The sequence below is a fragment of the Pantoea sp. PGP6 genome (assembly GCF_053474785.1).
On record NZ_JBQBMA010000001.1, the window covers coordinates 2,733,703 to 2,755,649 of the forward strand.

Annotated in this window: 14 protein-coding genes and 1 pseudogene; 1 reads left to right on the plus strand and 14 read right to left on the minus strand. The window is 56.0% G+C overall.

Features of this window, described 5'->3' with window-relative positions:
• Window positions 1–16: 16 nt before the first annotated feature.
• The 4 genes and pseudogenes from ACLIBF_RS13365 to ACLIBF_RS13380 form a co-directional block, all read right to left on the minus strand.
• Entirely contained in the window at window positions 17–505 is a 489-nt protein-coding gene (locus tag ACLIBF_RS13365) for a hypothetical protein (protein WP_316552335.1), read from the minus strand.
• Window positions 502–2,277: pseudogene (locus ACLIBF_RS13370) on the minus strand (VENN motif pre-toxin domain-containing protein); the annotation flags it as partial. The pseudogene ACLIBF_RS13370 and the gene ACLIBF_RS13365, both read right to left, overlap by 4 nt.
• Window positions 2,278–2,393: 116 nt before the next feature.
• Window positions 2,394–2,747, minus strand: a complete 354-nt coding sequence (locus tag ACLIBF_RS13375) for a hypothetical protein (RefSeq protein ID WP_448309955.1) — start codon at window positions 2,745–2,747, stop codon at window positions 2,394–2,396.
• The gene (locus ACLIBF_RS13380) at window positions 2,744–2,992 is read right to left on the minus strand and encodes a hypothetical protein (protein WP_448309956.1); all 249 of its coding nucleotides are present in this window, start codon (window positions 2,990–2,992) and stop codon (window positions 2,744–2,746) included. The genes ACLIBF_RS13375 and ACLIBF_RS13380 overlap by 4 nt, the downstream gene beginning before the upstream one ends.
• A gap of 348 nt (window positions 2,993–3,340) precedes the next feature.
• Here ACLIBF_RS13380 and ACLIBF_RS13385 point away from each other — a divergent pair, with 348 nt between their 5' ends.
• On the plus strand, window positions 3,341–3,577 hold the full coding sequence (locus ACLIBF_RS13385; RefSeq protein WP_069728177.1) for a SymE family type I addiction module toxin: 237 nt from the start codon (window positions 3,341–3,343) through the stop codon (window positions 3,575–3,577).
• Window positions 3,578–3,614: 37 nt separating this feature from the next.
• On the opposite strand, the gene ACLIBF_RS13390 is transcribed toward ACLIBF_RS13385, so the two are convergent.
• The 10 genes from ACLIBF_RS13390 to hinT all read right to left on the minus strand — a co-directional run bounded on the left by ACLIBF_RS13390 (window position 3,615) and on the right by hinT (window position 21,866).
• The gene (locus ACLIBF_RS13390; RefSeq protein ID WP_069728176.1) at window positions 3,615–3,881 is read right to left on the minus strand and encodes a hypothetical protein; all 267 of its coding nucleotides are present in this window, start codon (window positions 3,879–3,881) and stop codon (window positions 3,615–3,617) included.
• Window positions 3,878–14,278 carry a hemagglutinin repeat-containing protein gene (locus tag ACLIBF_RS13395; RefSeq protein ID WP_448309958.1) on the minus strand — a complete coding sequence of 3,467 codons (10,401 nt, stop codon included), beginning with the start codon at window positions 14,276–14,278 and terminating at the stop codon, window positions 3,878–3,880. The genes ACLIBF_RS13390 and ACLIBF_RS13395 overlap by 4 nt, the downstream gene beginning before the upstream one ends.
• Before the next feature lie 39 nt (window positions 14,279–14,317).
• On the minus strand, window positions 14,318–15,967 hold the full coding sequence (locus ACLIBF_RS13400; protein WP_279810341.1) for a ShlB/FhaC/HecB family hemolysin secretion/activation protein: 1,650 nt from the start codon (window positions 15,965–15,967) through the stop codon (window positions 14,318–14,320).
• Window positions 15,968–16,540: 573 nt separating this feature from the next.
• Complete coding sequence (locus ACLIBF_RS13405; RefSeq protein WP_084227771.1) at window positions 16,541–17,845, minus strand: NAD(P)/FAD-dependent oxidoreductase; 1,305 nt, start codon at window positions 17,843–17,845, stop codon at window positions 16,541–16,543.
• Window positions 17,846–18,056: 211 nt separating this feature from the next.
• Window positions 18,057–18,599, minus strand: a complete 543-nt coding sequence (gene ycfP / locus ACLIBF_RS13410) for an alpha/beta hydrolase YcfP (protein WP_069728172.1) — start codon at window positions 18,597–18,599, stop codon at window positions 18,057–18,059.
• 40 nt (window positions 18,600–18,639) lie between these two features.
• Window positions 18,640–19,680: a beta-N-acetylhexosaminidase gene (nagZ, locus tag ACLIBF_RS13415; RefSeq protein ID WP_448309959.1), complete on the minus strand. Its 1,041-nt coding sequence runs from the start codon at window positions 19,678–19,680 to the stop codon at window positions 18,640–18,642.
• A gap of 39 nt (window positions 19,681–19,719) precedes the next feature.
• On the minus strand, window positions 19,720–20,502 hold the full coding sequence (gene thiK / locus ACLIBF_RS13420) for a thiamine kinase (RefSeq protein ID WP_448310402.1): 783 nt from the start codon (window positions 20,500–20,502) through the stop codon (window positions 19,720–19,722).
• 16 nt (window positions 20,503–20,518) lie between these two features.
• A complete protein-coding gene (gene lpoB, locus ACLIBF_RS13425) occupies window positions 20,519–21,115 on the minus strand; it encodes a penicillin-binding protein activator LpoB (protein WP_046288392.1) in 597 nt (198 codons plus the stop codon).
• Window positions 21,116–21,126: 11 nt separating this feature from the next.
• Entirely contained in the window at window positions 21,127–21,495 is a 369-nt protein-coding gene (locus ACLIBF_RS13430; protein ID WP_031377254.1) for a YcfL family protein, read from the minus strand.
• A 20-nt stretch (window positions 21,496–21,515) separates the two neighbouring features.
• Window positions 21,516–21,866: a purine nucleoside phosphoramidase gene (gene hinT, locus ACLIBF_RS13435; protein ID WP_031377253.1), complete on the minus strand. Its 351-nt coding sequence runs from the start codon at window positions 21,864–21,866 to the stop codon at window positions 21,516–21,518.
• Window positions 21,867–21,947 lie beyond the last annotated feature (81 nt).

Below are 21,947 nucleotides of genomic sequence, written 5' to 3' on the forward strand. Positions count from 1 at the left end.
TGCGGCCGGGATTTCTTCAGTGACTTAACGAGTAAGCTTTTACAAAATCATTATACGTTTCATGAAGATGGTAAAATTTTGCATCGGGATCATCTTTCAATTCTTCATATCTTTTCATTAGCTTTTTGAATAATCCCTCAGGTGCAGGATAAGGATCTGTCTCATTTTTTGCACAGTAAAAATAGAACAGCGCCTTTTCAAGCTCAGGAATGCTTACGCTTTCAGTTTCATTTAAAAGATAATTAAATGCAAACGACCATTCATTTTCAGATAAAAGCAAATCATTAAGACAGAGCGCTTTAAAAAAAGAACTGTCAACATGCTTTGCCTTCAGTGTCTTTTTACACATATCTTCAGCTAATCCAATATCTATTGAAAAAAGAGCATTGAGGTAATCAACCACCTCACTAACTGGATCTTCAAAAGATTCAATATCGGCACAGCCATTAATTAAATAGCTGTTTATACCTTTTATTAAAGCTTCTTTGTCCTTATTGCTTATCATTTGAATGCTCCTGTTTTAACAGTAGCTAATCGCTTTGATCCATCAGGTAGAAGTTTCCACGTCGCATATATCCTGACATTTCCACCTGGACCAGAGACTACAATAGATGTTTCTCGATTAGATGGTGTAACACCACTCGCAGAATTCAATAAGTTATCCATAATCATGGCATTGTTCTTTGCATTATCTTGTATCCCTGCATTATTCAAAACTCGAGCCATTTCTTGTGATCTTTCAACATTATGAATTTGATCATTGAGCTTGTTAAGTTTCTCTCTCGCACCAAGTGTTTTAGCAAACTCTTTCTGATTGCTAATCTGCAAATCCTTTAATGAGTTATATTCTTTCTTCAATAACTCCAAATCACCAGACGCTTTTCCACGCATATACAGTTCAATTTTATCAACAGGTATTTTTGCATCGCCTTTTACAGCAGTGATGTGATTTTTCCCATTAGCATCTGGAAGTGAGCTAACTTCAAAACTATTAGACAACCGTTGTTTACCAGCCAGAGCTTCTATCTTACTGGCCGCAGCAGAACCTATTACCGGCGTCATCGAAGCGGCAACAATTTTCATCCCGTCATAAGTCGAGACGTATTGCTCGGCCTTTGCCTTGTCCAGACCAAACTGCGACATGGCATAGTTAACCATCGCATCCTTAACCTGCTGCTGATTCTGCGCATCAACACTGGTGATATTCAGCAGGCTGACAATCTGCCCGTAAGCATCCGGATACATATCGCTTACTTTGTTATTGTAGTTTCCGGTTTCATACTCATTTTTGGCCGAATAAGCTTCGAGCCTTGCCGAAGCACATCCGGGACTGGCAGCCCTGCCATTACCACAGGCATCCATCACTTTCTTATCACGACTGATGTCTTTCTCACGAAGGTCGTTTATCTTCTGCTGTGCCTGCTCACGCTCTGCCGGGTCGTTGCTCCTGAGTTTTTGCTTCGCTATCTCAAGCTCTGTCTTTTCGTTAACGTGCAGCCAGTTATTCTCAACCGCATTTTTACCCGCCTGCGCGCCCGCCACCGCACCGCCCGTGCTGTCTCCGGCCACGCCGCCCGCAAGGCCCGCCGCCAGCGTCCCCAGCGCGCTGATGGTCTGCCGCTGCTCCTCACTCAGGTCTTCGCGCTTAACTCCCGGATACATCTGCTGCGCGATGTACTCGCCCATCGCCGCGCCAGAAGCACCCGCAAGTGCAGGATTACCCGACGCGTATGACGTCACCGCGCCCACCACCGCATGCGCAATCAGGTTCGCCTGAACGTTCACCACCTCTTTGCCGTCCGGGCCTTTCGTGGTCGTCAGCGTATGTATCTGCTCCGCCAGATACGAGGCGGCCGCCCCGCTCACCGCCTGGGCAATGTTGCCCCCCGCCAGCCCCTGAATCGCCGCCGTCGCCGCGCTGATGCCCTGCTGCACCGGCCCGCCGGTTCCCATTCCGCCGGCCAGCATCTCCCGGTTGTACAGCGTCTGATAGACCTGTCCGGTGATGTCGGCCGCGGTCGGCTCCTGACCCGGATTCGCTTTGCGCCACTGCGCTTCAGCGTCCTTCTTCTGGTCCGGCGAGATGTTCTTCATCTTCTCCGTGGCCGCTCTGGTCGCCGCAATCTCGCCCTGCGTCCGCGCGATGTCGCCCGCCTGGCTGCCGATTTCCGCCAGCAGCTGCGCCGTCTCCATCCGCCGCTGCTCTTTCTCCTTATCGAAGATTTTATCCAGCCCCGGATCCGCACCCGCCGCGTCGCGGCTCAGGTCCGCCACGTCCATAGCAGATCACCGAGTTTATTCAGGTGATCGCAGGGCCGCAGAAGAGGACGGATAAGGTATAACTGACTGAATGAACAGTAAAATCCCAGCCTGATGGCTGGGATTTTTTTTAATTATCTCATTAAGGTATTCCACTGAACGGATATATAAGGTTTTAACCTAATCTCTATTCGTGTTACGGATTCTCCAAAGGAGATATCAGATGACAGATATTCGCCTTTTATTTCATTCTTTATTTCAAAATAGCTCACACCTTCGCTAAGGTGTTGAGATATTTTCTCTCCGTTAAATTCAATGATAGTTTGGATCCAGCCTTCTAAAGCGGCGTATGAGAAGATCAATTTCATACCATTACTGTCGGTATATTCATATCCATAATGATGATCTATTTCATTAGAAAAAAAAGGCTCACTTTCAAAAAATGACAAGAGATCTATAGGATCTGGAAGTTTTTCGATAAAGTTCATTTTTTGCCGTCCTTCGGTATTGTAGTTACAAATCGACGTGAGCCATTATCCATTATTTGGAATGATGTTTCTAACTTAGCAGCTTTACCTGATGGCCCCATTAGCAATGATTCCCTGACTTCAAATTTACCGAATTGATTAGTATAAATATTTACAATATTACCCGATATTTTAGGAACCTGAGAAATATGCTCCATTATTAACCTGGCCCCTGCATCATCCAAAGGTATACCAAGACGATACATTGATTGGGCTATCCGGTGAGACGGCGCGGATCACCGGCGTAATTGGGAAAACAAATCAAAGGCAGGTTAACGCGGGTTCACAGCATGAAAGTCCACCCGTAACAGTTAATACAGAAGGCTACACGATGAAAAAATGAACGAAAGCCAGACCCGAGAAAACTATCTGCTTTTCAGAGACAGCTCGCAATTTATTACTTAGCTTTCAGCGAGTTCACCTGGCAGGTGGTGTATATTTAAACAGGTAAAAACAGAACAGGAAGCACATAACGAGAGATTTTTTAGCGCGGGCTGAAGGTGCTACCAACACCAACAACCCGCTGACCACAACCAACTAAGCAGGAGTTGATCATGGCTGCACACGATACTAAGCCAGAAGTGAGAATTTCCAAAGGATTACGCCACTATAAAGTCGGGTACGTCAGTGTCCAGCATATTAAGCGGGCTACCGGTATGACCACGTACTACAGCCGCACGCCCAGCCTGCACCTTAAGGGCGACTGGCTGGCAGAGGCAGGGTTCAGGACCGATACTCCGGTTATCATTGCTGTTGAACGCGGGCAACTGGTGATCCGGCCTGCTGAGTGACGGGTAAAAAGATCCCGGCTCGGCCGGGATCTTTAGTTTATTTGCCTGATTCTTTTTTGTCTTTATGCTCTTGAAGTCTGGCTTTTATCCAGAGGCTTATGCCCAGAATAAAACCAGCAATACATCCTTTTTTTAAAGCGATATTTAGCGCATCTCCCCATAAAAAAAGAAATTGACCGTCGCTAAAATAAAAAACTGCTGATACCCCTAACTGGCATATAAAAAGAACTGTAGATACCAGAAAAGAACAATAAAAGAGCAAAAAAAACAGCCACGCAATGCCTACTTTTTTAAAGGTTTTCATTGCGCTTTATCCCTTTTATCCAATTCGCTTTTTACAGCATTTCCGGTTAGCTCTGAAGTGGCAGATCCCGTAACGGCACCAACAACATCCTTTGTTACTTGATTAGTTACTGGAGACAAGGCGTCAACAACTTTGCCGCCAACACTACCAGCCACACTACCGAAGCCAGCCCCAATGACAGAGTTAGTTGGATCTTCTCCTTTGATTCCACTACCAATGGCTGCACCGCCCATATTTATTACAGCCGATGCTCCGATACCTTTTCCTGTTGTCGCAGCCGCTGTGACTCCCGCCATAATCGCATCCACATAACTGAACGGATCTTTCCCGCCAAGCTGAGATACTGAATTAACGGTGGTTCCTATGGCTGCATTGATTGCAATAGTTTCTTTTATCGTACTGCCGAGAACCGAACCACTAAATGTCAGTGGTAAATCACCAATACTGGCATTCGATTTATGGTAGCCCCAGGTATTCATTATTTTCTGAGCGCTGGCCATCGCCTCTGAATGAGGAGTTCGTTTTATATAATCCTGCCCGGACAGCAACCCCTTAACCAGCTCCTGCGAGATGGCTGAACCATATTCTTTCTCCATCTCAGCCGCATAGACCCGCAGATAACCCGCCAGTTCAGCGCGTTCCGTGCTGTTCATCTGTGAAGGGTCTCTGGTGAATTTAGATACCAGCGCATCACTGCGCTTATCGGCATTTTCCAGCTTAATAAGCTCATTTGCAGCAGCCAGCGATTTATCGCCCTGTTTGATTTTTTCAACGGCTTTATCGAGTTTGTCAGAGGATGTCGCACCGAGGAAATTATTCTCAGTCGAATTCTTACCTGCCTGCGCCCCGGCAACCGCGTTACCGCTGCCGTCTCCCACAACACCGCCTGCAAGACCTGCCGCCAGCGTTCCCAGCGTGCTGATGGTCTGCTTCTCCGTTTCCGTCAGGTCGCTCACTTCCCTGCCCGGATACAGCTGCTTCATCACCAGCCTGGCCATCTGTTCCCCACTGACCGCGCCCGCGGCACCCGCCAGCGCACTGTTACCGGCAGCATATGACGTTACCGCCCCGACCACCGCATGGGCCATCGCTTTTGCTTCCGGGTTGCCTTCCGTCAGCTTGTGTATCTGCTCCGCCAGATACGGCGCTGCCGCGCCGCTTACCGCCTGGGCAATGTTTCCGCCCGCCAGGCCCTGCACCGCCGCCGTCGCCGCCTGCATTCCCTGTTGCAGCGCGCTTCCCGTGCCGAACGGCGCCATCGCGGTGTTGTAGGCCTGCGTCGCCACGTCCGCATCCGTAAACGGTTTGCCCGAAGCCGCAAGCTCTTCTCTGGCCGCCTTCAGCGCTTCCGAGTCTTTCTTCGCCTTCTCCCCGGCTATCTGCCCTTCCGTCCGCGCGATATCCATTGCCTGACCGCCGATTTCCCCGATAAGCTGCGCCTCCTTCAGCCGCTTCTGCTCACGTTCCTTATCAAAGATAGCATCCAGCCCCGGATCCGCACCCGCCGCGTCGCGGCTCAGGTCCGCCACGTCCTGCGTCTGCTTCGCCTTATCCCGGATAATGAGGGTGCCGTCGCTCACCGCCGCCTTCGTCACCGACGAGGCGCTGCCGCTGCCGTTCAGCCCCGCCAGCAGGCCGTTCGCCATGTTGCCTTCGAACTGGCTGCCGATGCTGCCGCCGGTGCTCATGCCCACGCTCTGGTGCTCGGTTTTATAGTCCGCGTGGTTCTCAATATTGCTGAAGCCCAGCGTGCCGGTGTCGAGACGGTTCTTATCGGCGGTGGCGGTGGAACTGATGACCGCGCCGTTCAGCTGGGTGTGCTCACCCGCCGTCACGTCAAAGCCGCCCTTCCCGGCAAAGATGCCGGTCTGCCAGTTGCTGTGCATCTTATCCTGGCTGAGGTTGACGCTCGCGGAGCCGGTCATCGAGCCGAAGGTGAAGCTGCCGCCCGCGCTGGCGTTCTGCTGCCTGCTGTCGTAGCGGTCGCTGTCCTGCTCCGAGGTCAGCGTCAGGTTGCGGCCGGTATCCACCTTCACGCTGTCCCCGCGCACCTGTGCGCCGGTCAGCGTGGTGTCGCGCCCGGCGTTCAGGCTCAGCCCGTTGCCCGCCGTGAGCGTAGTCTCGGTATGGGTCAGCCCGCTGCCGTTCTCCCGGCCTTTGCCCGCGTTGACGCTGGCTGAAACGCTGATGCCGTAGCCGCCCGACCCGGCGGTCAGGCCGATACCCAGGCTGCCACCCTTGCTGCTGTTAGTGCTGTCGGTGCGCTCGCTGTTCTGCGCTGAAAGCAGGCTGATGTCGTTTTTCGCCGTCAGCCCGAGGTCGCCGCCCGCCTGAAGCTGGCTGCCCTGCACGAGGATGTTGCCCGCGCTGCCCGGCTGTGCGCCGGTGGCGGTGATGTCCAGGTTACCGCCCGCACCCAGCGTACTGCCCTGTGCCTCGTGGCTTTCGGTGCGGGTCTCGCTTTTCGACGACTGGCTGCCGTAAGAAAGACTGATGCCGACCGAGTTGGTGGAGCCTTCTTCATAACCTTTGTCGCCCGGCTTCAGGCCTGCGGCGGTGTTTCTGGCGTTCGCCGCACCGGTCTGCGCACCGTCCATCTGATACGCCTGCGCGGCCTGGGCCGCCGTCAGCGCCGCTTTGGTGCCCTGCAGCGCCTTCAGCCGGTCATCGCCGCTCTCATCGGCGGTACGGGCGGTCTGCACTGCCGTGTTCAACGCCGCGCCCACCGTGCCGGACAGCGCCAGCGTCAGCCCGCTCTGCTTCTGCTCGGTTTTTGTCAGCGCGGTGTGGCTGTTTTCGGCCGCACTGAGGGTCACGTCGCTGCCGCTCAGGGAGAGATCTTTACCGGCGATCACGTCGCTGCCGTGCACGGTAAGCTGGTTACCGGCGCTGAGGGTAACGCTGCCGTCGCTGCTGCCCACCGTGCTGCCGCGGCTGAGTGCGCCGCTGGCGTCGGTGCTGCTCTTCTGCATCGCCTGACCCACGGTGAAACCGATGCCGCCGGTGCCCATCAGGCCCGATTTTTTCTCCTCGCGCTGATGCACTTCATCACGCGTTTCTGTGGCGGTCGCGATGCTGAGATCGCGGCCCGCGGTCAGGGCAACATCCTGCGTACCGGCGACGTTGCTGCCGGTCACGGCAATGTCGCGGCCCGCCTGAAGCCGGACGCTGTCGCCGCTCAGCGTGGTACTGAGCGCCTCGCTGCTGTGCAGTTCGTCGTGGGTTTCCAGACTGCTGCCCGACAGCAGCCCTTTGCTGGACTGCCTGCTGTGTTCGGTGAGATCGGTATGGCTGTTGCCCGCGCTGAGCACGATGTCGCGTCCGGCGCTGGCGGTCAGTGCCCCGCCCGCCGTGACGTCCGCTGCCGTAGCGCGGATATCCTGTCCGGCACTCAGCTGCAGCGCGCCGCCGGCGGTGATGCGCGTCCCGGCATCGCTCTGCTGTGACAGGCGACGGTAGTTGCTGCTGTTCCAGCTGTCATTTTCAGTGTGCTGCGTGCTGAGTGTGCCGAGCGTCAGGTCATTGCCCGCCTGAATCTTCGTGGTGCTCTTCTCTCCGGCGTTGCCGATATCGCTAGCGGCCAGGGTGATGTTGTTCAGCGCGCTCAGCGTCAGCGCACCGTCGGTGCCCTGCACGTAGATACCGGCCGGACGATCTATCCAGCGGCCGGTGCCGTCGCCGCGCAGCGTTGACTGGCTGATAATATCCCGACCGGCCAGCAGCGATACCTGCTTATCACCGCTGATGACGCCGCCCAGGTTAGTGATATCCTGACGGGCGGTGAGACTGACCGTGTTGCCGCTGATGTAGCCGCTGTTGGTCAGCGACTGCGCCGTCAGCTGCGTCACGTCGCGGCCCTTAATGGCCCCGCTATTAGTGATGTCGTTGCGGGCATTCAGCGCCACGCTACCGCCCCCGATCAACGCGCCGTCGCCGGTTAAGTCACCCTGCTTCACCTTCGCGTAAACCTGCGGTACCAGCACGGTCTGCTGTGTGCCATCCGGCAGCGTCACGGTCTGATTCACCAGCCAGACGATATCGCTGGTGAGCAGCGCCATCTGCGCCGGGGTCAGCGCCACACCGAGTTCCAAGTCGTAGGCTTTGCCGAAGACTACCCCATTATTCATCAGTCCGCGATACTGATCTTCATCACTGCCATACCCGCTGATATAGCGGTTGCCGGTCAGCTGGATAATCTGATCGCGCACCAGTCGCTGCTCGTAATAACCATCGCCCAGCCGCTTCAGGATCCGGCTGCTGTCGGTGGTCAGAGCGTTCTGCATATAGTCGCTGCTGAGCCACTGCTTCTGATTCACAAAGCGCGGATCGGTCTCGACCAGGTAATGGCTGTCACTGCCAGGTTGCAGCTGGTACAGGCTGTTATCCGGCAGCCGGATATCAGGTGAGACGGCGCGGATCACCGGCGTAATCGTCTGTCCGTCGACGACCGTTGCTGGCAGCGTCAGCGAGAACTGCTGCCCGGCCGGTAACAGCAGCGGCCGGTCTTTAAGGCTGCCGAGCTTATCCAGCGTCAGCGCACTGTCATAGCGTAATCCGGCTGGCAGTAACGCACTGCCGCTATCCGTGGCACTCAGCGCAACCGCCGCAACCGTCTGCTGGACGGCTGGTGTGCCGATGCGGTCAGCCTGCGCGGTGACGCCCTGCAGCTGGCGGTTGCCGGTCTGATAGCCATTACCCTGCGGCGCAGCATTCGCCTGCCAGCTCAGCGTCTGTAAATCGATGGTTTCCGTCACGGGCGCAGGGCGATACGTTTTCTTGTCTTTGCCCTGCGACGTTTTGGTTCCACCCAGTTTCTTTTTCTTCTTCTTCGCGTACCAGCGAACCGATTTCCCGTCGTCCGTGGTAACGCGCGTTCCTTTTGTCGCCTGATTATTCAGCTCGCCTATCTGACCGCCCAGCATAGCACCCGCGACAATCTGGCTGTCGTGATTGTTAAGACGGCCGGCGCTAAAGGTCATGTTACCGCCCGACAGAATTTTGCCCGGATCGCTCTCTTTGATCTGGGTTTCCTTCACTATCCGCCGGTAGTCATATTCATAAAACTCGCTGCCGCTGGTGCCGTCCGGCATTTTTGCCGTGTGCACGCCATATTTGTTTTTTTTGCTGGTATCCACGTCGGCCCAGTCAAAACGATCGGTGTGGCCTTTAAGTACCGCTTCATGATGCTGGCTATCTTCGGTCGTAACGACCTGCGTGGTCAGATGACGGTTGGTATTGTTGATTTCCGCCATGCTGATCGTGGCATCCTGCCCGGCCTCAATTGTTGCCCCGTCATTGTTGAGCTGCTGCCCCTGTCCGGTGGCCTGATTGTTCGCGTCCAGCTGGCCGCCTATATGCAGATCGCCATCACTGTAGATCAGCGCGTGGTCACGGTTGTTCAGCGTGCCAGCCGCAATATCCAGTCGCTGCCGCGCCGCAATCACCGCTGATTTGCCCGCTTCGCTGAGGTTGTTGAGCAGCGTGGCTGCAATGGCAATGTGATCGCCATAGATACGGCCGGTGCCGCTGTTATTCAGGACGCCCGCTACCAGGTGTGTCAGTCCGCCGTCAATCAGACCGCGATTGTTCAGGGTGTCAGTTGCCGTAATTTCAGTCTGCCCGCCGCTGATCTCGCCATTTGCCTGATTACTGATATTTTGCGCGATAAGGAATAGCGCCTGCTGAGCAGCGAGGGTGCCATCGTTGGTCACGTTTCCGCCCGCCGTCAGGCGCAGCGTGCCGTTGGCTTTGACCTCTGAGAGATTATGAAAATCACCTGCCAGCGTGATGCCAAGATTCCCCTGCGACAAAACCTGTCCGTCGCCACTCAGGGAAGCTGCGTTGATCTGTGCCTCTTTATCAGCAATCAGCGTACCCTGCTGATTGTTGATGGCGAGCGCCTGCCCCTGGGCTGAGTCCTGAATAGTCAACGTATCCGCTGACGAGATCAGCCCGCTGACGTTATCCAGCGCCTGTTGCACTGTGAGTGCCAGCCTCTGTTTTGCGCGCAGAGCACCCTGACTGTTGTCCAGCGTGCCGGTTTCGAGGGTTAAACTATCCGCTTCAATCCCTTTGCCGCTCTGTCGGGTATCGCGGTTGATTAGCGATGGCGTAGAGATCGTCATCTGCTGGCCGCCCTGAATCAGCCCGCTGCGGTTATCCAACTGCTGGCTCAGAGACAGGGTGCCGTTGCCGACGCTTTGCACCAAGCTGTCATTGTTGACCAACTGACCCGCCGTCAGCGATAGCGTGCCTGCTGAAAGGAGTTTACCCGACTGATTGTGCAGTGCGTTCTGTCCCGCATTGAGCGTCAGATCGGTGCCACCCTGGATCTGTCCCTGCTGGTTATCCAGCGCGCCGCTTTCAATATTGAGGTTACCGGCACCGGCAATGAGTCCGTGCTGGTTAGTCAGCGTCTGACCTGCCGTGGTGAGGGTGATATCCCCCGCCGACTGCAGTTTACCGTCATTGTTGTTCAGCGCCTGACCGTAGAAAGTCAGCCCGCCATTGCCTGCGATCTGCCCCTGGCTATTGTTCAGTTCACTGGCACTGAGTGATGCCTGCTGTCCGGCGGCAATGAAACCCGTCTGGTTATCAATTGCCCCGCTGCGCAGATGCAGACTGTTGAGGGCAACGATACCGCGCTGGTCACCACTGTCGCGATTGATCAGGGCGTGACCCTGAGTGTCCAGCGTCATGTCGCTGCCAGCCTGTAACAGGCCACCCTGGTTTTGCAGCTCCCCGCTGGTGAGATCGAGCCGCCCTTTGCCACCCGTCAGCGTGCCGGACTGGTTGTTGATATCGCCCGTCACAATCTGCGCGCCGCTATGACCGGTGATGAAGCCGCGCAGATTATCCAATGCGCCGCTGTAGAGCTTCAGCATGCCCGCACTGAACAGGCCGCCTGCGGCTCCGCTGTCACGGTTGATCAGGCTGTTGCCGTGGGTGTCCAGATGCAGATCGCCACCCGACTCAATCCTGCCTGCCCGGTTGTTGAGGAGTCCGCTATCCAGTTGCAGGGTGCCTTTAGCACCCAGTTGACCCTGCTGGTGGTCGAAGGTCTGCTGATGAGTATCGATGCGAATATTCTGTCCCAGCATCACCCCGCTACGGCCATCAATCTGGCCACTGGAGAGCAGCAGATCGCCGCCTGCAATAATACCGCCGCGTTCGCCGCTGTCGCGGTTATTCAGTTCGCCGCCCTGGGTGTTGACTGACAGCGCCTCACCCGACTGAAGCAGGCCGCGCTGGTTATCCACGCTGCTGCTTTCCAGCGTTAGTCCATGATCGGCATTAATAATCCCATCGACGTTGTTCAGTCCACCGCTGGTGAGCCGCATAGTGCCCGCAGAGACCAGCGAGCCCGTTCTGTTATCAAGATCACCACTGCTGATATGCAGATTAGCCCCAGCAATAACGCCGCCTGATGCCGTGTTATTCAGCACCTCTCCGTGCGTATTAAGCTGCATATCACCGCCGGACTGCAGTCGTCCGCCGCTGTTATCCAGCGCGCCACTGTTCAGCAATAATTCACCCCTGGCGCTGAGCAGAGCAGCTCTGAAATCAGCGGACTGGCCCTGCGTATCGATCACCAGGTTTTGTCCCTGAATGACGCCGTGATCGCCCGCTAACTTTCCGGTTGAGAGTTGCAGATTGCCACGCGCCACAATGCCGCCGCGATCGCCGCTGGCGCTGTTGTTCAGCTGTGCGCCGTGAGTATCCAGTGAGAGCGCCTGACCCGATTGTAATAAACCTCGCTGATTGTCGAGCGCGCCGGTCTTCAGCGTCAGCGCCTCATCAGACATCAGTGTGCCGTCAATGTTGGTCAGCAGGCCGCTGCTGATACTGGCCGCCGAGGCAGCGGCGATAACGCCGTTCTGGTTATCCAGGTCGCCACTGTTAAGGGCAAGTGCGCCACCGCTGATTATCCCTGCTTTACCGCTGTCACGGTTAATCAGCGCCTGGCCGTGGGTATCAAGTGTCAGACCGCCGCCTGACTGGATCAGACCGGTGTGATTGTTCGTTGTCCCGCTGGAAATGCTGAGATCGGTACGGGCGACCAGGTTGCCGCCAGTATTGTTCAGTTCACCCTGCTGCGTGTCGATGGTCACGCCGCGGCCGAGCAGGGTTCCACGCTGATTCTCCAGCGCCTGACTGCGCAGGGTGACCTGCTGACCCGCTTCGATGCGACCCTGGATGTTATCAATAGCCTCACGGGTTAACAGTGCAGCCTCACCGCCAGTTGAAGCAATCAGGCCCTGCTGATTATTCAGGCTTGCGCTGGTGAGCTGCAGATTGCGACTGGCCTGCAGCGCACCCTGCGTGTTCGTCAGGGTCTCCTGAACCTGCAGTTGCAGATCACCGCTACCCGCAGCCAGCAGCGTGCCCCCGCTGTTATCCAGGCTGCCTGATGCAAGATGCAGATTACCGCCGCTCTCAATCCGTCCACCACGGTTGTCTGTGTCACCCGCAACCGCAATCGCCATCTCGCCTGCGCCACGCTGCGACAGCAGACCCTGATGGTGATCCAGCGTGGCCGCCGTCAGCGTCAGCGCCTCTGCCTGGGTGTGTCCCTGTGAGAGATCGAGCCTGTCGCCGCTGAGCGTTAACGCACCCGCTGACAGCAGATTGCCCTGATTGCCCTGCAGCCGGGCAGCATTGAGGGTCAGCGCGCCATTATTGCCCGCCAGCTGCACGGTGCCGCCCTGATTATCCAGCCATGGCGTATCAAGCTGCAGTGAGTCACCGTTACCTGCGATGAGTCCGCTGCGGTTTTCAATATGCTCTGCCTGCAGCCGGGTATCGCCTTCATTGCTGAGCGTGCCCTGATTGTTAAGCAACGAACCCGTGGAGATCGTCAGGGCTTCGCGGTTTTGCTGGCGCAGCAGGCCGCGATTGTTACTGATGTTGTGTGCTGCGACAGCGAGGCTGCCCGCCGCCAGTTTGCCGTCATCATTGTTAAGTGCTGTCGCAGCCTGAATCCCGAGTGTACGGCCCGCCACCGTGGCGCCCTGAGTGCTGATATCCGCCTGCGTAGAGGTCAGCGCGATGGCATCTGCAGAGGTCTGGCTCCCGGCAAGATCGACCCGGCTGCCCCGCGCCTGAATCTGGTCGTGCGCCAGGTTTTTACCCCGCGCTTTAAGCTCACTCTGGCTGGTCAGCAGCAGATTACCGGGCTGGCTCAGCGTCTCATTGCCGCCAACGCCTGCCGCCAGCGTACTTTCAGCGGTGCTCTCAATGGTACTGGCGGAGAGCGTAGCATTACGGCCTGCGCTCACCAGCCCGCTGTTGCGCAGCATGCCGCTGGAGGTCAGCGTGACATCCTGCTGTGACACGATTTTCCCGCGGTTTTCCTGGTCGCCAGTGTTGGCTATCTGCATTGATGCCTGACTTTGCAGCGTGCCGCTGTTTTCCAGTCTGCCATCCACGGTCAGGTGCAGCTCACCGGCGCTGGCACCCAGTTCACCGGCATTACGCACGCCAACGCCCTTTTCAGTGCCGGTCAGGGTGATTTTATGGGCATACATGCCGCCAATGGCCGCGACGTCGAGCGCAAATTCAGGCCGTGTCGTTCCATTATCCGCTTTCACCGTAGTGACGGTACCTTCAGCCGCAACCTGGTTCCTGCCTGTGACCACATTGAGTTCGCGGGCATGAACTTTTGCGTTAACCGCTACCGACTGCGCAATGATCTGGGTGTAGTCAGCATCGCTGTCATTCAGGCCCTGACCTTCGATATTGATTCGGCCGCCATTAACATCGAAGCCTTTGAGCTGGCCGTTTTCAATCAGTGCCTGTCCGGTGGTCAGCGTATTGCGGCTGGCGTTGATAAATCCGCAACCATTACAGGTAATCCCTGACGGGTTAGCAATCACCACCGCCGCCCGCTTGCCGGCCACTTCGATAAAACCATTTAGCTGGCTGGGATTACGGCTGTTGACTTCGTTGAGGATAACGCTGGCTTCCTGCTTTGAAAGCCACGGGTTAGCCGCGACCATACCGCCAATCTGCGTCTGGCTATTCTGATGGCTGTTGTTCAGGATAGCGCCCCGCGCATCCACATCCAGCTGACTATACTGGTTGCGCGATACGCCCTGGCTGTTTGGCGTCTGGATATTGATCTGCGGCAGTCCGTTAGCCGTAGACATGACCGTTGGCTGCTGGCTGGCTGGCGCGTGACTGTCCGCCACGATATTCGCCTGCACCGGCAGGCTGACCATGCCCGCGGCTAGCCATAGTGAGAAGCTCAGCGGTGAGATACGCAGTCGCGCTTCTGCACGTGCGGCGCGTTGGCGGCGACGGGCCACCGGTGAGTAACCGCTGCGGGTGATATCAGACACCACCATCAGCATGCCGCGAACCCGGTTGAAGATAATGCGATAGCAAAGTTTATTCATAATGCGCACAGTCCATTGTCAGCAAGAGAGATAAGAGGCCTAATAGTTCCAGTTAACACTGAAACCAAAGGTGACCGGATCGGTTTTAAAGCCATCGGGTTTAGATAACGGCATACCGGCAAAAAAGTCATAGCTGAGACTGGCGGGCGTGATTGCGCCGCGCAGGCCGACAACGCCGCCGGCAAGATGACGTCCTACTGGCCCGCCCTGGGTTACGCTGTTGCCCCCGACCTCGCCGTAGTCAACACCCAGGTAGAGTTCCTGGGCAGGGAGCGGTGTCTGCCAGGCCAGGGTGTTTTGCACCGTCCAGCCCCGGCTGGCGCTGAGGGTGCGCTCACCATCAAAACCGCGCACCGTCCAGCGGTTGCCAATCGCGAATTCATCCTGCGCGGTCAGCGGGGTATTGCTCATCTGCCGCCGATATTGGATGTTGTAACTTAAACGCTGTTTACCCAGCGTAAACGGGGTAATCAGCCCGGCCTGCCAGGTGAGAATTTTTGATAGCGCAGTGGCATACGTTGAATCCTGCCATGACTCTTCCCAGGCAGGCAGCGCGCCGAACCAACGCGTACCGCGCTGATAGCTGACGCCTGCATCCAGCGTCGCCGGACCGATATAGTGACGGTGCGACAGCCCCAGTCGCCAGGCACTGGTGCGTCGCTGCTGGCTGACTATCTCCGTGTCATCAATGAAATTACGTGACTCCCTCACCAATACATCTGCGCTGACGGTGGTTTTGGACGCAGCGTTGCGGTGCAATACCCGGCTGACCTGGAGATCCAGCGAGCGGCTTTTACCGGCGTAGAGAAAGTCGCGGCTGTAACCGGCCACCGTCTGATGATAATCGTAATCGCTGGCGGTCACGCCCAGCAGCCAGTAGCCCAGCGGCACCGAATAGTGTCCCGACAGGCTTTTGCTGCTTTTTCGGCCAGCAAAGCCGAGATCGCGGCTGGCAGTGAGATAAAAGAGATCGCTGAGTGAGGTGGGATTATCCAGCGCCAGCATCAATCCGCCCTGATAACGTCCGGTGCTTTCGGTACCCGAATCGTCCACCCAGGCACCTAAACGCCAGAAGCGGCGCTGTGTACGCTCGATAACGATGTCGCTTTCACCTGGAATATCGCCCGGACGGAGCGCCATGTGCGCTTCCACACTGGGCAGTCGCTGCAGATTCTCCAGCCCTTGTTCTATGTCTCGCAGGTCCAGCAGATCGCCCGAGTGCGCCGGTACGGCAGACCACAGGCTGACATAGTGTGAAGAGGACGGTGACAGCTCTATCCGGCGAACTTTACCGGGCACAATCAGAAAATGCAGTTCACCCTGACGCAGATCCTGCTGCGGTGCCAGCACACGTGACGTCACCCATCCGTGGTTTATCAGCCGGTTCTGCAGGGTAGCCATTAACTGACTGATGCCCTTTACGCCCAGGCACTGGCCATTCGCCTGACTGGCAAGGCGCTGCAACGGCACCCAGTGCGGCAGAGCCTCCTGACCGGAGAGCGTGACGTGGCGGATCACAAAACAGGGAGATTCCTGCGGGAAACGGAGATGAGAAGGCGACGGAACCAGCTCAGACAATCGGATGTCCGGTGCCTCAGGCTGTAAACGTTGCTGTCGCGCTTTCTGTTGTTCCTGCTGATGCTGCAACTGCGCATCGCCTGGCGCAGCCTGGGTAATACCGGTGAACATTCCGCATAGCAGAAGCGCTGTCGCTGAAAATCGTCCTTTATTTTCTGGCTGCATAATAGGTCCATTTAATAGCTGTAACCGAATATGTCAGTCCGCATATTCGCTGTTTATTATGCAGCCAGCCGGTAAAATCTCAAGAAAAATAAGCAGAAAACTTACACAAAATTTACAATAAATAACGAAACTCGTTACTGATAAAAGTACCAGTAATTACCAGCAATAGCGGTTGATCGCCCATTACGACGTAAAAGCGTCCTCAATACTAACCCCTCTCACCAGGTGCTTTTTGATATGTCCGATTCCGATAACCGCCCTTGACTCCGCTGCCTGTAATATCGGCTAATTCCCTATCTACTGGCGGACCTGAAATACGCCTTCCGCCCTTCACACGCATGTACGAAAGGTTAAAATTCGCTAATCAACCGGGTTTTCTGCCACTGATGCCAGGGTGGATCGGTTTCCTGCCCGTAAAACGCTTCAGAAAGTGTCAGCCCACGGCAAAAAAAAAGCCCCCTGGTATGGGGGCTTGATAGTACGCAACAGACAGCGATTTGAATCACCGGCGTCCGGAGATCAGTGCAGTTTTAACCGCGGGCGGATCACCCGGTTGATACTGCCAACCAGCATCATCAGGCCGGTCTTAAAATAACCGTGCAGGGCAATCTGGTGCATACGATACAGCGAGATGTAAACAAAACGCGCAATACGTCCTTCGACCATCATCGATCCGCGCATCAGGTTCCCCATCAGGCTGCCTACGGTACTGAAGCGTGACAGCGAGACCAGCGATCCGTGATCTTTATAGACGTAGGCTTTCAGCGGCTTGCCCTGACGTTGCGCCAGAATGTTTTCCATGGCGCGTGACGCCATCTGGTGCGCAGACTGGGCTCGCGGTGGCACGAACCCGCCGCCTGGCAAGGCGCAGGAGGCGCAGTCACCAATCGCATAGATGTCATCATCCAGCGTGGTTTGCAGCGTCTCTTTGACCACCAGCTGATTGATGCGGTTGGTTTCCAGCCCGCCAATCTCCTTCAGGAAGTCTGGTGCCTTGATGCCGGCGGCCCAGACCATTAAATCGGCCTCAATAAACTCACCGCTTTTGGTATTCAGGCCGTGACGTTCAGCGCTGGTGACCATGGTCTGCGTCAACACCCGCACGCCCAGCTTGGTCAGTTCCTGATGTGCGGCAGCCGAAATGCGTGGCGGCAGTGCAGGCAGAATGCGCTCACCCGCCTCGACCAGCGTGACGTTCAGCGCTTCACGGCCCAGGCCCTTGAAGCCATAGCTGTGCAGCTGTTTTACCGCATTGTGCAGTTCCGCCGATAGCTCAACGCCGGTCGCGCCACCGCCGACAATCGCGATGTTAACCTTCTCGACCTTGCCTTCGCTGGCCGAGAATTTCAGAAACAGGTTAAGCATCTCATTGTGGAAACGACGGGCCTGATGTGGGTTGTCGAGGAAAATACAGTGATCTTTGACGCCCGGCGTACCGAAGTCATTGGAGGTACTGCCCAGCGCCATCACCAGCTGGTCGTAGGCCACTTCACGTTGTGGCACCAGCACGTCACCGTTCGCATCCAGCACTTCTGCCAGCTGGATCACTTTGCGCGTGCGGTCAATATCGGTCAGCGATCCCAGCTGAAACTCAAACCCGTGATTACGCGCATGCGCCAGGTAGCTTAACGCGTCAATGCCTTCATCCATTGAGCCAGTCGCCACTTCATGCAGCAACGGTTTCCACAGGTGGCTGTGGTTACGGTCGACCAGAATGATTTCGGCTTTCTTTTTACGGCCGAGTTTATGACCCAGCTGCGTCGCCATTTCCAGGCCGCCAGCGCCCCCTCCAACGATAACAATTTTCTTAACAGATGTAGTCAACAAAGACCCCCTCAAATTGTGAACCAAAAGTTAATCAATGGTTAAAATAAACCTTAATAAACATAGGGTTGGCGAAGTTAAAATCGCAATCTGATGGCAGAATAACATGACGGGAAGAGGAGAACATAAGAAAATTGATATACATCAAAGCAGGCAGATGAAACTCAGATAATTACGCAGTGAAAACAGGCACCTTGCGGTGCCTTATCGCTTAACTCAATGTTTTAAAAGCTTTTATCCGCTGAAGATGTGGGGATATATTTTTGAATTTATGCCCTTCGTCCTCATCCCAGACAATTTCATAGTAGGGACGCAGTTGATCGGCGATACGCTGACTGTCGAGCGCCTCATCCTGCCGGGAGAGAAAGGTCAGGCAGCGCTCGCGGTTACGTTCGCGAAAATCACTGACGCACTTAGTGGCGATATCCTGATACTCCTCAGGACGATCGATCTTCCCTTCCATATTTTCATACGGATAGAGATTAGGATTAAAAATCGCCTGGCGGATACCACACAGAAAACCGATGCGCTCTGACCAGTAGCCACCCAGACCGACACCGCAAATCAGCGGCCGGTCGTCGTCGCACAGGCTCAGCATTTTATCGGTCTCTTTCAGCAGAAACTGCATGTCATGTTTAGGATGACGGGTGCTGTAACTGATTAACCTGACATCGGGATCGATGAACTGCAGCTGCAGCACCTTTTCGTGATTGCCCGGACTCGTGGAATCAAAACCGTGCAGATAGATGATCATGATAATCCTCAAGGTAAAGATGGCGCCGGGCAGTCACTGCTTACCGCGACGCTTTATAAGCCAGCCAGCGTTCCTGAAGCGCACTCAGTTGCTGTGCATTGCTTTTCCAGCGACTGCTTGCCTGCAGGCTGTCGCGGGTAAAAGTGCCCCGATGATACAACTGTGTCACCCGCTCTGCCCCGATCAAGGTCAGGTTATCTAACACACTGATCGCACCCTGACGATGATTGCAGACCAGAATCATGTCACATCCGGCGGAAAGCGATTGCTGCGCCCGCTCCGGATAGCTTCCCATCACCGCCGCGCCCTCCATTGACAGATCGTCGGAGAAGATCACCCCATCAAAGCCCAGCTGCTGACGTAACACCGTTTTGAGCCAGTAAGGCGACCCGCTGGCGGGCAACGGGTCGATCTCGCTGTAGATCACGTGCGCCGGCATAATCGCATCCAGCACCTGCTCACTAATCAATGTGCTGAAGATCGACATGTCATGCTCACGCAGCGTCGCTTCATCACGCGGATCGCGTGGCGTCTCTTTATGCGAATCGGCACTTACTGCACCGTGACCGGGAAAATGTTTACCGGTGGTTTTCATGCCGGCTTCCTGCATTCCGGCGATAAAGCGACGGGCAACCGCCAGCGCAATTGCCGGATCGGCATGAAACGCCCGATCGCCGATCGCCGCGCTGATGTGGCCAATGTCGAGTACCGGCGCGAAGCTGATGTCGATATCCATGGCGATCATCTCGGCCGCCATCTGCCACCCCGCCTGCTGTGCCAGTTCCCCGGCGCTGGTGAGATCGTGTAACGCGGCAAAAGATTGCATCGCGGGTAACTGGGTAAAGCCGTCACGGAAACGCTGTACCCGTCCGCCTTCCTGATCGACCGCCACCACCAGCCGGGTGTGCGATGCCGCGCGGATTTGCCGCACTAACTCCGCCAACTGCGTCGGATCGTGATAATTACGGGCAAACAGAATTAATCCGCCCACCAGCGGATGCTGCAAAATCTCGCGTTCTTCGCCGTCCAGCTCGTAGCCTTCAACGTCGAGCATCAATGGGCCGGGTAAATGTGATGTCATAACCTGAATCCTGTAGCTTTGCGTCACAGCGCAAAACGATTAAATCTGTTCCCAGCTCTGTCGAGCCATCTGTTGCAAAGTTTCATCGCCACTTTGCTCGGCGCGCAGTTGATACCAGCTGGCCATCAATAGCCGCAGCCACGGCTGCCAGCGTGCCACCTGCCGCTGTAGCGTACTTAACGGCAGCCGTGCTGCCTCGGCATACTCACTCAGCCAGTCAGCCTGATGATGCGGATCGGCCGCGCACACCGCCGCCAGTTCCAGCGCCACATCGCCATCTGCCGCATACTCCCAGTCGATTAAACGCAGCCCCTGCTCACCATCAATCAGGTTGCCAGCGTGGACATCCATATGTAGCGGTGCCAGCCTCAGCGGCTGGGGTTCGCCGTGGCGGGTTAATGCCTGCAGCGCACGCAGCCAGCGGGAATGGCGCAGCTGACACTGCTGCCAGTAGTGCCACAACAGCGGTTGCAGTAACAGGCGATAACCGGTCAGCGGCTGCTGATGTAACTGCAGTAGCAGCGCGATAATTGCCGGACGCTGCTGGCTGAACGCCGCGCTATCCAGCGCCTCGCCAGTCGACCACGCCAGCAGCACGCCATGACGATCGCCCGCGATCGGTCGCACCGCTCCACCAGCCGGCTGCAGTTTGCGTAACAGACGAAACTCACGCTGCCGATCGACAAACGGAATGGCGGGCTGTGGCGCAGGCCGCGCGATAAAGATGCCGCGCGGCGTGACAATTTTCTGGCTCTGACCGGTCAGGCCAGCCAGCGGTGTGACCGATAGAGAATCGGTCTCACCCATCACCTGCTGAATAATCCGCTGGAAGGCCGGATTAATTCTGTGCAACGCCGTTGCCGGACCAGATGATCTCGCCAGTCTGTACCAGCATCAGCTGCATCTGCAGCGTTGGCGTTTTCACATCGCCCTGCGCATTGCTGTAAAGCACATACTGCGCGTTAACGTTGCGCGCCAGGCCGATCGCTTTACTGCGCGAATTGAGACTGTCATCGGGCGATAAGCCCAGCGTCTGCTTGGCCTGATTCAGTTGATCAGTCGACACCAGCGTGAACTTACCGTTGTTGTTGAGCGCATTCTGGATCGCATCCGTGGCTTTCTCACTTTGCAGTGCGCCGTTGGTGCTGTTTTTGATGCGATCCACCAGCAGTACGCTGCCCGGCTCGGCGCTGGCGGCACGCAGCATTTGCGCCACTAAAGGCTGCACGCTGGCATCCCAGTTAATGGTTTTCAGCTTCGGCGGCTGCGGGATAGGCTGCGGCTGCGGCACCGGTTCAGGTTGCGGGACCGGCTGTACCGGCGGCTCAGTCGGCTGCGTCGGTTCGACCGGCGCAGGTTGCTGCTGTTTCACCACACAACCGCTCAGAATGAGCGCCATCAGTAGCGCTCCAGTACGATTAACACTGCGTATCACGTAAACAATCCTTAAAGATAGAGATAAAGGCGAACCTTGCTGGCAGTCAGGTTACCCAGTTGCGACATCACGACAATGCTGCCCTGCGCCGGAACACTGACGGTTTGTGCCGGTTCCTGCGGGGTAATTTCCAGCCCTTTGTCGTCGTACCAGTAGTAACGATAGTGCACAATCACCGGCGTTTCGCGCTGATTATAGAGCACGCTGGCGGCACGCATCTGGCCATCCTTCTCATCCAGCGTCGGTTCATCGGTAATAATGCCCGCCGATAAGACGGATGACTCCATCACCAGTGACTGCGAGGTATTGATCATCGGTTTATCGCTGCTGCAGCCGGTCAGGCTGAGCAGGAACGGCAGGCCAATCAGCCAGGATCGCATAGCACGTTTCCGTTAGAGGTTCAGTTTGACAGCATCGGGCCCAGCGGTTCGCCGCCCAGCAGATGCATATGAATGTGGTAAACCTCCTGACCGCCGTGTTTGTTGCAGTTGACAATCAAACGGTAGCCATCCTGATCGATGCCTTCCTGACGGGCAATTTTGGCGGCGATGGTGAACATGCGGCCCAGCGCATGTTCATGTGCAGCCTCCACCTCATTGACCGTCGGGATCAGCACATTCGGTACGATCAAAATGTGGGTCGGCGCTTTCGGCGAGATATCGCGAAAGGCGGTGACCAGTTCATCCTGATAAACCACATCAGCGGGGATTTCGCGACGGATAATTTTACTAAAAATGGTTTCTTCAGCCATGGTGCAATTCCTTTAGCCAGGGTCGTAATCAATCAGTATGCGGGAGAAATTTGTTTTCTTTCAACCTCAGGTCCACTTTTC

Coding starts and splice junctions, on each gene's coding strand:
- ACLIBF_RS13365 (WP_316552335.1), bottom strand. CDS start 505: ATGATAAGCAATAAGGACAAAGAAGCTTTAATAAAAGGTATAAACAGC.
- ACLIBF_RS13375 (WP_448309955.1), bottom strand. CDS start 2,747: ATGAACTTTATCGAAAAACTTCCAGATCCTATAGATCTCTTGTCATTT.
- ACLIBF_RS13380 (WP_448309956.1), bottom strand. CDS start 2,992: ATGTATCGTCTTGGTATACCTTTGGATGATGCAGGGGCCAGGTTAATA.
- ACLIBF_RS13385 (WP_069728177.1), top strand. CDS start 3,341: ATGGCTGCACACGATACTAAGCCAGAAGTGAGAATTTCCAAAGGATTA.
- ACLIBF_RS13390 (WP_069728176.1), bottom strand. CDS start 3,881: ATGAAAACCTTTAAAAAAGTAGGCATTGCGTGGCTGTTTTTTTTGCTC.
- ACLIBF_RS13395 (WP_448309958.1), bottom strand. CDS start 14,278: ATGAATAAACTTTGCTATCGCATTATCTTCAACCGGGTTCGCGGCATG.
- ACLIBF_RS13400 (WP_279810341.1), bottom strand. CDS start 15,967: ATGTTCACCGGTATTACCCAGGCTGCGCCAGGCGATGCGCAGTTGCAG.
- ycfP (WP_069728172.1), bottom strand. CDS start 18,599: ATGATCATCTATCTGCACGGTTTTGATTCCACGAGTCCGGGCAATCAC.
- nagZ (WP_448309959.1), bottom strand. CDS start 19,680: ATGACATCACATTTACCCGGCCCATTGATGCTCGACGTTGAAGGCTAC.
- ACLIBF_RS13430 (WP_031377254.1), bottom strand. CDS start 21,495: ATGCGATCCTGGCTGATTGGCCTGCCGTTCCTGCTCAGCCTGACCGGC.
- hinT (WP_031377253.1), bottom strand. CDS start 21,866: ATGGCTGAAGAAACCATTTTTAGTAAAATTATCCGTCGCGAAATCCCC.